The 12755-nt window shown below is 61.6% G+C and carries 13 protein-coding genes and 1 pseudogene; 8 read left to right on the forward strand and 6 right to left on the reverse strand.

Annotated features, from left to right (window positions below; genetic code table 11):
* Positions 1 to 45: 45 nt before the first annotated feature.
* A complete protein-coding gene (locus tag JQ632_RS21005; RefSeq protein WP_212404483.1) occupies positions 46 to 840 on the forward strand; it encodes a TIGR02391 family protein in 795 nt (264 codons plus the stop codon).
* Between the two features lie 282 nt (positions 841 to 1122).
* Here the strand turns inward: JQ632_RS21005 and JQ632_RS21010 are convergent.
* Together JQ632_RS21010 and JQ632_RS21015 are read right to left on the reverse strand one after the other, a co-directional pair.
* A pseudogene (locus JQ632_RS21010) lies at positions 1123 to 1962 on the reverse strand (DUF2130 domain-containing protein); the annotation flags it as partial.
* A complete protein-coding gene (locus JQ632_RS21015) occupies positions 1916 to 3016 on the reverse strand; it encodes a hypothetical protein (RefSeq protein WP_212404484.1) in 1101 nt (366 codons plus the stop codon). The pseudogene JQ632_RS21010 and the gene JQ632_RS21015, both read right to left, overlap by 47 nt.
* A 170-nt stretch (positions 3017 to 3186) precedes the next feature.
* Between JQ632_RS21015 and JQ632_RS21020 the strand changes: the two genes are divergently transcribed.
* Complete coding sequence (locus JQ632_RS21020) at positions 3187 to 3483, forward strand: AlpA family transcriptional regulator (RefSeq protein WP_212404485.1); 297 nt, start codon at positions 3187 to 3189, stop codon at positions 3481 to 3483.
* On the opposite strand, the gene JQ632_RS21025 is transcribed toward JQ632_RS21020, so the two are convergent.
* Together JQ632_RS21025 and guaA are read right to left on the reverse strand one after the other, a co-directional pair.
* On the reverse strand, positions 3437 to 4693 hold the full coding sequence (locus JQ632_RS21025) for a site-specific integrase (RefSeq protein WP_212404486.1): 1257 nt from the start codon (positions 4691 to 4693) through the stop codon (positions 3437 to 3439). The two genes, JQ632_RS21020 and JQ632_RS21025, sit on opposite strands and share 47 nt — an antisense overlap.
* 292 nt (positions 4694 to 4985) lie before the next feature.
* Complete coding sequence (guaA, locus tag JQ632_RS21030; protein WP_212404487.1) at positions 4986 to 6584, reverse strand: glutamine-hydrolyzing GMP synthase; 1599 nt, start codon at positions 6582 to 6584, stop codon at positions 4986 to 4988.
* Between the two features lie 149 nt (positions 6585 to 6733).
* On the opposite strand from guaA, the gene JQ632_RS21035 reads away from it, so the two are divergent.
* The 3 genes from JQ632_RS21035 (at position 6734) to JQ632_RS21045 (ending at position 8166) form a co-directional block, all read left to right on the forward strand.
* Entirely contained in the window at positions 6734 to 7105 is a 372-nt protein-coding gene (locus JQ632_RS21035; RefSeq protein WP_212404488.1) for a nuclear transport factor 2 family protein, read from the forward strand.
* A gap of 258 nt (positions 7106 to 7363) precedes the next feature.
* Complete coding sequence (locus JQ632_RS21040) at positions 7364 to 7696, forward strand: DHCW motif cupin fold protein (protein WP_212404489.1); 333 nt, start codon at positions 7364 to 7366, stop codon at positions 7694 to 7696.
* A 260-nt stretch (positions 7697 to 7956) separates the two neighbouring features.
* Positions 7957 to 8166: a cold-shock protein gene (locus JQ632_RS21045; RefSeq protein ID WP_212404490.1), complete on the forward strand. Its 210-nt coding sequence runs from the start codon at positions 7957 to 7959 to the stop codon at positions 8164 to 8166.
* A 215-nt stretch (positions 8167 to 8381) separates the two neighbouring features.
* Here JQ632_RS21045 and JQ632_RS21050 read toward each other — a convergent pair whose 3' ends face one another.
* Entirely contained in the window at positions 8382 to 9683 is a 1302-nt protein-coding gene (locus tag JQ632_RS21050) for an RsmB/NOP family class I SAM-dependent RNA methyltransferase (RefSeq protein ID WP_212404491.1), read from the reverse strand.
* A 71-nt stretch (positions 9684 to 9754) separates the two neighbouring features.
* Positions 9755 to 10174 carry an MAPEG family protein gene (locus JQ632_RS21055; protein WP_212404492.1) on the reverse strand — a complete coding sequence of 140 codons (420 nt, stop codon included), beginning with the start codon at positions 10172 to 10174 and terminating at the stop codon, positions 9755 to 9757.
* Between the two features lie 156 nt (positions 10175 to 10330).
* On the opposite strand from JQ632_RS21055, the gene JQ632_RS21060 reads away from it, so the two are divergent.
* The 3 genes from JQ632_RS21060 (at position 10331) to JQ632_RS21070 (ending at position 12727) form a co-directional block, all read left to right on the forward strand.
* Positions 10331 to 10954, forward strand: coding sequence for an acriflavin resistance protein (locus JQ632_RS21060; protein WP_212404493.1), 624 nt, complete (start codon positions 10331 to 10333; stop codon positions 10952 to 10954).
* A gap of 3 nt (positions 10955 to 10957) precedes the next feature.
* Entirely contained in the window at positions 10958 to 11824 is an 867-nt protein-coding gene (locus JQ632_RS21065) for a tetratricopeptide repeat protein (protein ID WP_212404494.1), read from the forward strand.
* Between the two features lie 63 nt (positions 11825 to 11887).
* The gene (locus tag JQ632_RS21070) at positions 11888 to 12727 is read left to right on the forward strand and encodes a metallophosphoesterase (RefSeq protein WP_212404495.1); all 840 of its coding nucleotides are present in this window, start codon (positions 11888 to 11890) and stop codon (positions 12725 to 12727) included.
* The last annotated feature ends 28 nt before the right edge of the window (positions 12728 to 12755 follow it).

A 12755-nucleotide genomic window follows, 5' to 3' on the forward strand; every position in this document is an offset into this window, starting at 1 on the left:
GCAACTAAATTGAACAGCTACTGACACATACATACCCGAGGTTTCATGGCGAAACGCGGCACGCCCAGCGGTCCTGTTCCGGCGCAACTGTCTATTGAGCAGCTACGTGCTGCATTGCCGAAGCTAGAGCGGCGACTAACGGAGTTTAAGGGTTTGGACTATGGCAGTCTAACGGACGAGAACGAGGATCGCGTTTTAGGCGGCCTCCGACGAAAGCTTGACGATACGCTGATGGAAATCTACGGCGCAGACACGACCGACTATCATCGATATTCGGTTCACTCCCTCGATGATACTCCGATGAGCTTGGGTGGTGGCTGGCCGTCCGTCCGATCCAGGATTCCGGACATTAAATCTGCTGTCGACCGCGCGATCGGTAATATTGAGACCGCAATCGAGATCACGAAGGAACGGATAGGCGATGCTGGAGGCGATGCCGCGTCGAAAGCTGTTCGGGCCTACGCCGGTCTTGACCTGCATCCCGAGATCGCCCGTGCTGCGAGCAAGCTCTATACAGATGGGCACTACGCCAACGCCGTCGAGGCGGCAGTGAAGCGGCTGAACGGCTTGGTGAGATTGCGCAGCGATCTGGAGGTGGATGGCACAAGTTTAATGGAGCGCGCATTTAGCCCCTCGAACCCCATTTTGAAATTCAATGACCTTTCTGACCAATCCGACAGGGACGAGCAGAAGGGCTTTATGATGATGTTTTCTGGCGCTGTGTCCGGACTACGCAACCCGCGAGCTCACGGGTTCATCAATGATGATCCGGAGAGAGCGTTGGAATTCATCGCCTTTGTGAGCCTCCTAGCGAAGCTTCTGGATGGCGCGTCCACCTGATGCTGGCCAATTGTATCTACGTGCTCGCTTTTAAGCCCAGACGCCTATCAGCGCGACATCGGCCAGCCCGCACGTAGCGAATGTATTGATCTTAGTGGTGCCCGCGCGCGCGACCCTTCCCACTCCCGCAGGAACGACCACTTGCCAGCGTCGGCTGAACGTCCAACTTGTAAATCGCGCCATGTTGCGCTGGTTGCCGATGCAGCTCTCCGTGAGTGAGCCAAGAGAAATTGGCTTGCTTTAAAGGTAAACCTTTTAAGCGCGGTCAGCCCAAGACATCAACTACTCGGCGGCCTCAACCTGGCTTTCAAGCTCCGCAAATTTCGCTGCCATCGTCGGATTGCCCCGCGTCAGCTTCTTGATCGTCACGTCCTGAGCCTTGTCATTCGCGAGGCGCAGGTTGCGGTCAGCGCCGATCAGCGCGTCCTTCGTCTTCTGGAGGTGGTCGATGGACTTGTCGATCTCATTGATCGCCGTCTGGAAGTTTCTGGAAGCGAGATCGTAGTTCTTGGCAAAGCCGTTCTTGAACATCTCAAGCTGGCTTTCAAACTGGGTGATGTCGATATTCTGGGCCTTAACGAGCGCCAGCTCGGTCTTGTATTTCAAGGCGTTGGTAGCCGCGTTTCGGAGAAGCGTAATCATCGGCAGGAAGAACTGCGGCCGGACGACGTACATTTTCGGATAGCGGTGGAAAACGTCGACAATACCAGCGTTGTAGAGTTCGCTGTCGGGCTCGAGCAATGAGACCAGGACGGCATACTCGCAGCCTTTTTCGGCGCGGTCCCGATCGAGTTCCTTGAGGAAGTCCTCGTTCCTGCTCTTCGTGGCAGTTCTATCGCTCTCGTTCTTCATCTCGAACATGATGGAGATGATCTCGGTGCCGGCGTCGTCCGAGTCCCGAAAGATGAAATCGCCCTTGCTGCCGGTCCGTGCGTCGTTGTCCTTCTCGAAGTACGCCCGCGGAAAGGCCATCGAGCGCACCCGGTTGAACTCGGTCTCGCAGTGCTGTTCGAGGGTCTCGCCAACCATCTTGGTCGAGAGCCGGGCCTTCATATCCTTCAGGCGATCGATCGTGTCATCGCGATCCTTGATCTGGGTCTCGTACTTGTCCTTGATGGACCTCAATGCATGCCGAGCCATGTGCGCCATCATAAATCGCAACCGGGTCCATGCCGCAGCGCTCGCAGAATAGCTTTCCATGTGTGCGCACAAACCAGTCCTTCTTGGCTTGCGCCAGCCCCGATGCACGCTCTTTTCGCAGGTGGGCGACAAGGCGAGGCTTTCCTTCAGTCCACGACCGATCCTCAGGAGAATCCGGGAGGTCCATGGTCTGACTTTCCTCTCCTTTTGGGACGATGGTGAAGCCAGCGCTCTCGAGAATCCGGAAGCACGGAGTGCCGTGACCGCTCGAGAAATGTCTGGGCAGCACTTCATAGCCAAGAGCTTCTGTCGCGGCGAGGCCAAACACAGCCTTTGGCGGATAGCGTTCTTCTGCACTTGCAATCAGATCAAAGTCGACCGAAGGACCGTAGCCATGTCGGAAGTCCGGTTGACGCAGCTTTTCCACTGCATTCCATACGTGCTCCGCCGTTACCACGCGGAACGCTTCAGCGGGAAGTCTTTCAGCGCTTCGCACGTCCTCCTGGACATGGATCGTGCGAAGCGCTGACTCAAGTTCTGACAGCGGCACGTCTGCCGCAAATTGAATGCGAATCTTCTTTGTCGAATTGCCGCCCTTTCGGCCTGCGCCTTGGCCGACAAGCCTCATTCGTCTGGACATGAGTGTAAAGGCGGACGAACCATTCGCATCAAGTTCGCCATTCGACAAAATGATCCGCTGCTCGATGGGCAAGCGCCGAACGTCAAGGCTATCTACCCATGCGCGGTCAAACGGCAAGCGGGCGCCAACTATACGTCGGAGGAGAAGACGCAGCGCGGGGCCATACTCGGCATTTGTTACATTCCCTTTGGCGGAGCTGCCACCGCGACTGAACAAAGTAATGCCGCTCGTATCGAGCTCGGCATGAGAGTCCATAGGACGACCATCGTCACTTAGAATTTGGCAGATCATGCGCGTCTCGCTATCAACAAATGCTTCCGATAAAGTATAAATTGCCAGTCTGGGATACAGGCTTACGGACGAGGCGTGCTTCGACCGCCCTCCATTGACTTTCATGATGCGTTCCCTGCCTGCAAGGTGCAAGTGAACTGGCCGCATCACCGTTCTATCTAACACTGCCAAACGTTTCCTTTTATACGACACGCTCATTGGGCAGTTGCTGCAGGGATTACAGAACTCTAGTTGCACAGCATCTATTGGTCTCAATCGCGTTGCAGGACAGCAATATGGCACCTCGGGAAATAGCCCCCATCAAACGCACCATCCGGCGAGATCAGCTTCGCGAGATGGTCCCGCTTGCCGACAGCACCATCTATGACATGGAGCAGCGCGGGGAGTTTCCAAGGCGGTTCGCGCTCTCGCCTAGGTGCGTCGTATGGGATCTTGCGGAGGTTGAAGCATGGCTGGCGGCGCGAAGATCGACACCTCTTGCTCGTGCGCCGCATCCTGATGTGAGGCAGCGCCGAACCCGGCCGGTCAAAGGGCCGGGTCGGGCTGCAGGAGCGGCATTGAAGGGGGAATGAGGGTCGGGATGTATTTCGGGCCACCAACCCAGGCGTCAACGATGTTTGCCCATTCCTGCATCATATGACGACGCTGCACCTCGTATTCGGCCTTGTTGTAGACTCCCCTCGATGACCGTCCGTCCTCGTGCGCAAGGCACTTTTCGATCCAGTCGCTGTTGAATCCGAGTTCGTTCAGAAGAGTTGACGCGGTCCTTCGGAGGTCATGAACCGTGAACGGCTGCAGCGGAAGCCCTTCCTTGCTTGCCTGCTCAACGACCGAGTATGTGACCCGGTTGAACGTTGCTCGCGACATGGGAGCGTCGGCGTTATAACGCGACGGCAGCACATACTTTGAATTTCCCGCGCAGGTCTTGAAGGCAATGAAGATGTCAAGCACCTGGCTCGAGAGATACACGTTGTGCGCCTTCGAACGCTTCATGCGTTCCTTGGGAATCGTCCAGACTGCATTCTCGAAATCGACCTCATCCCATGTGGCATCGAGCAGTTCGCTTTTGCGCACCATCGTGAGCAGATAGAGGCGCAATCCCAGCCTGATAGTGGGCAATGTCGGAACGCGATCAAGTTGCTTGAGCATAATCCGGATTTCAGTCGGCGAAAGCGAACGGTCTCGCGGGACGAAGTTCGCGATTGACGCGGGCCCCACCTCGTCCGCCGGATTGGCGATCTTCTCGCCGTGCAGGATCGCAAACCCGTAGATCTGCTTTACGATATCGCGGACATGGATCGCCGTTGCGGGAGCCCCGCGCTCCACGATGGCGGCGCAATGGGCGCGAAGATCGTCCGGTGCAATCTCATTCAGGAGGCGCTTGCGCCAGACAGGAAGCAGCTCACGTTCGAAGATCGATCGCCGCATTGCCCGCGTACTGTCGGCCATGGGAGCCGCCACGAGCCACTTCTCTCCGAGCTCGCCGAAACTCCTGGCTTCAAGGAGGCGCCGTTTCTCGCGCTGCTTCTCGATAGCAGGCGACCGCCCCTCGTTTATTGCGCGCCTCGCATCGATGCACTTCTCGCGAGCGCGTGCGAGCGACAACCCTGTCGGGCCGTACTTCCCAAGAACCACAGTCTCGCGTCGACCATGCAGACGGTAGTCGAGCCGGAACGACAGCGTCCCGGCGGGCGATACGACCACATACATGCCGTCACGGTCGGTGACCTTGTACGATTTTTCCTTTGGTCTCAGTGTCTTAAGCGCAGCGTCTGTCAGCAAGGACTTCCCCTCCGGGCAAAATACCGTCAGCGGTTTTTGAGCTGCGTTTGATCGGAGATTTCCTTGTTTTGCAGATACTTAGACAAAGAAAAATACCGTCAGACGCAGCATCGCGTGTGACGGTATCGATCAGAATCGATAGTTTCAATGGACGGCGACACCGTCAGGCACCCCGTCTGTCCGGATTTATGCGTGCCGATAGTTCTCGAATGTCGATAACGAATTCGATCGTAAAATCAGTCTGTTAATTCGTTCAATTGGATAGAGCGGGATAGCCCCGGACGGGCCCGAATTATTCCCACTCAATCGTCCCAGGCGGCTTGCTCGTCACGTCGTACACTACCCGGTTCACGCCCTTCACCTCGTTGATGATGCGCGTGGCGGTCTCGCCCAAAAACTTCATGTCGAACTGGTAGAAGTCCGCGGTCATGCCGTCGGTGGAGGTGACGGCGCGTAAGCCCACGACGTAGTCGTAGGTGCGGCCGTCGCCCATGACGCCGACGGTTTTTACGGGGAGCAGCACGGCAAAGGCCTGCCAGATCTCGTCGTAGAGGCCGTGCTTGCGGATCTGGTCGATGTAGACGGCGTCGGCCTTGCGCAGGATGTCGAGCTTGTCGCGGGTGATGTCGCCGGGGCAGCGGATGGCGAGGCCGGGGCCCGGGAACGGGTGGCGGCCGACGAAGATTTCGGGCAGGCCGAGCTCGCGGCCGAGCGCGCGGACCTCGTCCTTGAACAGTTCGCGCAAGGGCTCGACGAGCTTCATGTTCATGCGCTCGGGCAGACCGCCGACATTGTGGTGCGACTTGATCGTCACCGAGGGGCCGCCGGTGAAGGAGACGCTCTCGATCACGTCAGGATACAGCGTGCCCTGCGCGAGGAAATCGGCGCCGCCGATCTTCTTGGCCTCCTGCTCGAACACCTCGATGAAGAGACGGCCGATGGTCTTGCGCTTCACTTCGGGATCGGTGACGCCTTCGAGCTCGCCGAGGAACTGTTTTGACGCGTCCACATGCACGAGCGGGATGTTGTAGTGGCCGCGGAAGAGATCGACCACCTGCTCGGCCTCATTGAGGCGCATCAGGCCGTGATCGACGAACACACAGGTGAGCTGGTCGCCGATGGCTTCGTGGATCAGCACGGCCGCGACGGCCGAATCGACGCCGCCGGAGAGGCCGCAGATCACCCTGCCCTTGCCGACCTGGGCGCGGATCTTCTGGATCTCCTCCTCGCGGAAGGCGCGCATGGTCCAGTCGCCGGTCAGCCCTGCGATCTTGCGCACGAAATTGCGGATCAGCTTTGCGCCGTCGGGCGTGTGCACCACTTCGGGGTGGAACATCAGGCCGTAGTATTTGCGCGTCTCGTCCTGGATGATCGCGAACGGGGCATTCGGCGAGGTGCCGGCCACCGTGAAGCCCGGCGGCATCTTTGTGATGCGGTCGCCATGGCTCATCCAGACCTGGTTCTTGCCGCCTGATGACCAGACGTCCTCGAACAGCTTGCTCGGGGCTTTCACCTCGACATCGGCGCGGCCGAATTCGCGGTGATGGCCGCCCTCGACCTCGCCGCCGAGCTGGGCGGCCATGGTCATCTGGCCGTAGCAGATGCCCATCACGGGCACGCGGGAATCGAAGATCAATTGCGGGGCGCGCGGAGAGCCGGCCTCATGCACGGACTCCGGTCCGCCGGAGAGGATCACCGCTTTCGGCTTCATCGCCAAAAAGGCCTCTTCGGCCTTGTTGAACGGGACGATCTCGCAATAGACGCCGTCCTCGCGCACGCGACGCGCGATGAGCTGCGTCACCTGGCTGCCGAAGTCGACGATGAGAATCTTGTCGTGCGCCGAGGCCACCGAGGGCGTCGACGACTCGCGGGCGTTCTGTGCTGCTGTCATGACAAGCAGATACGCGACCGAGACCCCTGCCGCAACCGCGAGCACGAGGGCGCCCACATTCTTCTTTGGGCATGGACATATCCCATTTATGTCAGTATTATTGACCTAATTTGATCCACTGCAGAATGGGCCTGAAACGGGAGGATGCCATGCCAAACCACCACCAGCCGTCCGACATGGAAACCCTGGGCCGGACCTGGATCGACACCTGGAATTCGCGCGACCTCGAGCGCGTGCTGGCGCTCTATGACGATAAGGCCGAGATGACCTCGGATAGGGTCCAGGCGCTCGGGCTGGCCGAGAGCGGAACCCTGCGCGGCAAGGAAAGCCTGCGCGCCTATTGGGGCAAGGCGCTTGCGCTGCTCCCCAACCTGCATTTTTCGCTGATCGACCTGTTCGTCAGCCCCGACAGTGTCGTCGTGTTCTATCAGAACGAGCGCGGCAAGAAGATCTGCGAGTATCTGCGGGTGAATGCGGACGCGAAGATCGTGCAGGGCTCGGCAAACCATTTGACGCATTAGGCTGCCTTTGGCGTAAACGACGCTTTCTCCGTCATCCTGAGGCGCGAGCCATGCGGCGCGAAGCGGCGCATGGGGAGCCTCGAAGGATGAGCGGCCAAGCTGGCAGCCGGGCCGTCGCCCTTCGAGGGCCGCTGAAGAAGCGGCCACCTCAGGGTGACGGTTAGACATTTGAGCGCGCCGCTTCCACCACGACAGCAATGGCGGCGTATGGTGCGAAAGCGTGCGCCACGCCCACAGCGAACCGACAGGACCACCCCCATGAAGCTCCCCGCCTCGCCCTTCACCGTCACCGACTGGAGCAAGGTCGCGGCCACCACGCATCCCGGCGAGACCGGGCAGGCGCTGTGGCGCACGCTCGACATCGGCGAGATGCGGGTACGGATGGTGGAATATTCGCCGGGCTATCTCGCCGATCACTGGTGCGATCGCGGCCACGTGCTTTACGTGCTCAAGGGCGAACTCGACACCGAGCTGCGTGACGGCCGCAAATTCAAGCTCACGCCGGGCATGAGCTACCAAGTCTCGGACTTTGGCGACACCGCGCACCGCTCGTCGACGGCCGTGGGCGCCACGCTCTTCATCGTCGACTGAGGGAACCCGCCGATCTGCAGCGCGGAATAGAGTACCGCCCCGACTTCACGGCACGCGTGTGGTGCCTTGAAGTGGCCCCAAATAATCTGTATTATCACAATCTCGATACTTGGCCGGACGACTGGGCCGCTTCGCCTCGTTTTTATGACGGGCGCGCACGATTCAGAGATTTCCCCAAAATCGATCAATCGGGATCATGGGCGCAAAGCATTTGCGTACCGGTCCCAGTGCGTAGACCGTTACAACAAAGGAACTCCCCCATGGCAATGGGTACTGTGAAGTGGTTTAACAGCCAAAAGGGTTATGGCTTCATCCAGCCGGACGACGGCACCAAGGACGTGTTCGTCCACATCAGCGCGGTTGAACGCGCCGGTCTGGGCAGCCTCAACGAGGGCCAGAAGGTGTCGTTCGACATCGTCGCGGACCGCCGCAGCGGCAAGTCGTCGGCTGACAACCTCCGCGCCGGCTAGTCTGCCGCGCAACCCGATCACGCTTTGACCACGGACGTACTGGCAAAGCGTAAGATTACGAGCCCCGCCACCGAGAATTCGGTGCGCGGGGCTTTCGTTTTGAAGCAGATTTCGGGGCTGTAGGGTGCGCAAAGCGAAAGCGTGCCCACCATCTATCGTCAACGCGGATGCAGAATTGGTGGGCACGCTTCACTTTGCCCACCCTACAAGAGCTTCTACGAAGCCTTCTTCAGCACCGAGACAAAAAACCCGTCGGTGCCGGTCCGCCGCGGCGTCATCAGCCAGCCCTGCTCCGATTGCAGCGCGGCCTCAGCAAAGGCCTCTGCCTTGTCCCAGAGCACGCCTGCGGTCTGCTCGGGCGGCGCCACCGCAAATTCGGGATGGCGCGCGGTAAAGGATTTCACCTGCTCGTCGTTCTCATCCGTCAGCACCGAGCAGGTGATGTAGGCGATTCGCCCGCCTGGCTTGACCAGGGCCGCGGCCCGCTCGAGCACCTCGGCCTGGTCCTTCAGGCGGATCTCGAGCGCACCCGGGCGCATGCGCCATTTGGCGTCGGGGTTGCGCCGCCAGGTGCCGGTGCCCGTGCAGGGCGCGTCGATCACGACGAGGTCGGCCGAGGCGCGGATGTCGGCCAGCGGATCGGCCTCGCCCTTGGGCGTGCGGACATCGGCGTTGTGCACGCCGGCGCGCGACAGGCGTTCATGAATGGGAGCAAGTTGCCGCTTGTCGCGGTCGGTCGCGATCAGCCGGCCCTTGCCCTGCATCAGGGCCGCCAGCGCCAGCGTCTTGCCGCCGGCACCGGCGCAGAGATCGATCACCTGCTCGCCGGGCTTTGCCGCGGTGAAGAGTGCCGCGAGCTGCGAGCCCTCATCCTGAACCTCGATCGCGCCCTTGATGAAATCCTCCTCCGACTGGATGCCGGGATTGCGCGCGTCGGCGCCAAGCTCAATGCGCAGGCCGTTCGGCGACCACGGCGTCGGCTTTGCCCCCAGATGCGCCAGCGAACGCAGGACCTTGTCGCGGTTGGATTTCAGCGTGTTGACGCGCAAGTCCAGCGGCGCACGGCTCGCCATTGCGCTCGCCTCCGCGGCGCGATCCTCGCCAAAGACCTTTGCCAGATAAGGATCGAGCCAGTCCGGATAGTCGCCGGCGACCGCGGCCGGCGCATCGGCAAGCGAGCGCGACGCGAGTGCGCTGCTCTCCGCCTCGGTCAGCGGTGACGGCGCAAAGCGGCTGCCGTCGAACATCGCGGACATGGTGGCCGTGTCCATGCCGCGTTCGAGACGCAGCATGCCGATCAGCCGCGCGCGGGCGGTGTCGGCATCCATCAACCAGGCGCTGGAGGCGTAGCGGCGCAGCACGTCCCAGACGAGGCCGGCAATCGCCGCGCGATCGCCGGAGCCCGCGAAGCGGTGCGCAGTGCCCCATTCCTTCAGTGCCTTGGCCGCAGGCACGCGCTGGGTTTCGATGGTGTCGATGAGTTCGATGGCCGCGGACAGCCGGGCAGCAGGGGTCATGGGATTCTTTCAGTGTTGCGCATGATCTTATCGGAAAACCGGTGTCCACTTGTCCGGATCATGCGCTCAAATCAGAGCAGCAGCATTTTCAGCGCGAAATAGATCCACATCAGGAGCAGCACGAGGCCGCCCGCGATCCACGCGGTGGAGCGCCGGCCGAGGTCGTTGGACGTGACGAACACGCCGGCATGGACCAGCCGCGTCACCACGAACACCCAGGACATCAGCACGATGAAGAGATCGGCACGGCGCAGCGGCAACGCAATCGCGATCAGCGCGTAAAGCAGCACCGGCAGCTCGAACTGGTTGCGGTAGCAATTGCCGATCTGGGTGGTGCGCTTGGGCCAGTTCGGCTCGCCCAGCGCAATGTCGCGAATCTTCGTCTCGCCGGAGACGAGCGTTGCCCGGCGCGCGCCGACCATGGCCACGAGCAGCGCCAAGGTAAGTGCGACCTGCACGAAGACCGGCAGCAAAACCATTTGAACCGACATCAGATTTTCCCGTTCGCGACGCGAATTGGGACGGTCATTAGCCGCCGTCCTTGGCTCTGGCAATCAAGCGCTTGAACCGCCTTTCGCGACGAGGCGACTAACCGCCAGTAGTTAAAGCGATTTCGGCCCTTCGGGGTGCAGCGGCGAGATGGCGCCATGAACTTTTTCGCGAGCCTGAGCAGCCCCCTCAGCGAATCCCCGGACGGCGGACTCGGCATCTTGATGTCGGCCTTGGCCGGCATCGCCGCAGCGCTGGCGGTCGCGATCACCTTGACCGTCTATTTGCGCAGCGGCTACCGGACAGGGCGTGACGTCCTCAAGCACGGCCTTTTGACACTGGCCGCGCTCGGCCTGTTCAGCTTCGCGGCCTACGACATGCGCCACGCCGCGCTCGCCTATCTCGGCCTCAATCCGTCAAAACCCGCAGTCGAATTCGAAATCCGCATGCCCAGGGAGGTTTTGACCACGGCCTCCGAGAGCCAGATCGAGCTGCACACCGACCGCAACCAGAAGCTCGCCCAGATCGAGGGCACAAGGGAACTCGGCGACGGCCGCTCCGTGCTGCGGGGCGCCGTGTCGCTCGACCATCGCACTGCCGACCGGCTCCTCGTCGTCAGCCTGCCCGGCAAGGGCACGTTCGAGTTCAAGCTGCGCCTGCCGGCCGAGCCGCACCGCTCCGTTGAGTTCAGCCCCTGGCACCTCGCCGACCGCGTCGCCTCCCCGGTTGCCGGCAGCGTGGCGCCGCAGGACGCCTACACGATCCGCTATCGGGTGCTGTGACGGATGGCTCGTCTGGCGTGTCGCCTCACCATCGGCCTCGTCCTCGCCGTGCCGCTCTGCCTCGGGCAGGAGATCCGCGCAAACGCTGCGCCAGCCGACATCGCCGCATGCGACCGGCTTGCCGCTCATCCCACCGATCCGGACAAGCCGGCCGAGGTCAAAGGCGTCATCGCAATTGCCGGCTCCGATATTCCGGCCGCGGTTAAGGCGTGCAAGGCGGCCACTGCCGTGCCCGATGCGCCGCGCCGCATCTGGATGGAGCTCGGCCGCGCCTACGAGTCCGGCCGGCAACCAACTGAAGCGGCCAATGCGTATCGCAAGGCAGCCAAGGCCGGCAGCACAACTGCAATGGCCGGGCTCGGCGTGCTCATGATCAACGGCGCCGGCGTGAGAAAGAACGTCAACGAGGCACGGACTCTGATCGAGACGGCCGCAAAGGCCGGCGATGTCGAGGGCATGATCAATCTCGCCGCGATCTATGGCGCCGGTGTCGGCGTGAAGCCCGATCTTGCGATGGCGCGCAACTGGTACGCCAAGGCTGCGGCAGCCAATTCCGGCGAGGCGTTGTTCCAGCTCGGATTGATGACCCAGGACGGCGACGACGGGCCGAAGGACGACGTCGTCGCCAGGGCGCTGTTCGAAAAGGCCGCCGCGTTCGACCATGCGGACGCATTGGAGCGGCTCGGCGCCTATGCCGAAGCCGGACGCGCCGGCGAGAAGGACCCCAAGGCCGCGATCGCCTACTACAAGCGGGCCGCTGCGCTCGGCAGCGAGGATGCCGCGAAGGCGCTGGAACGCCTGCGCTGCCCGTTCGGCCTGAAGGACAAGGATGGCAGGCAAGTCGGGCGGATCTGCTTTGAAGGCAGGTAAACTGGGCGCGCCCGAGATTGCCCTCTCATCATTCGGACGTCCGCCTCATTGTATGATCATGTCATGCCCGAATTCCGCCTGACGCAGATTTCCGATACCCACCTCACCCGCCGCCTGACCCGACTGACCGAGAATTTTGCACGCGTCAGCGATCACATCGCAACGACGCGCCCCGACCTCGTGGTCAACACCGGCGACCTCGCCTTCGACGCGCCGACCGGCAAGACCGATCTCGAATTCGCGAAGGACCTGCACGACGCCCTGCCCGTGCCCTGCCGCCATCTGCCGGGAAATCACGACATCGGCGACAATCCGACCGAGGTCGGCGAAGCGCCGAAGCAGCCCGTGAGCGAGGAGCACCGCCAAGAGTTCTGCGCGCTGGTCGGCGAGGATCGCTGGCAGTTCGAAGCCGCCGGCTGGTGCTTTATCGGGCTCAACTCGCTGGTGATGAATTCGGGGCTCGCTGCCGACGCCGAGCAGTTCGACTGGCTGGCACGCGAGCTTTCACGCGCCGAGGGCAAGCCAATCGCGCTGTTCCTGCACAAGCCGCTGTTCCTCAACCTGCCCGGCGATTCCGAGACGATCGAGACCGCGATCCGTTACGTGCCGCAGCCGGCACGGCGAAAACTGATCGAGATGATCGCGCGTGCCAACGTGCGGCTTGTTGCGAGCGGTCACGTCCATCAGCGGCGCGACTACACGTTTGGCCGCCTCCGCCATGTCTGGGCGCCGTCGACCAGCTTCATCCTGTCCGACAAGCGCCAGGAGCGCATCGGCATCAAGGAGACCGGCCTGGTCGAGTACCGCTTCCGGCCGGACAGTCTTGAGGTCCGGCATGTCAAGGCGGCGGGCCTGGTCGATATCGACCTCGACGACCTCTTGAAGGCGAAGCCCGGCGGCTAGCCCAATTCTCGGTCGCTCCACCCTTAAC

Origin of the sequence: Bradyrhizobium liaoningense, assembly GCF_018130955.1 — a bacterium.
Lineage (GTDB): Bacteria > Pseudomonadota > Alphaproteobacteria > Rhizobiales > Xanthobacteraceae > Bradyrhizobium > Bradyrhizobium liaoningense_C.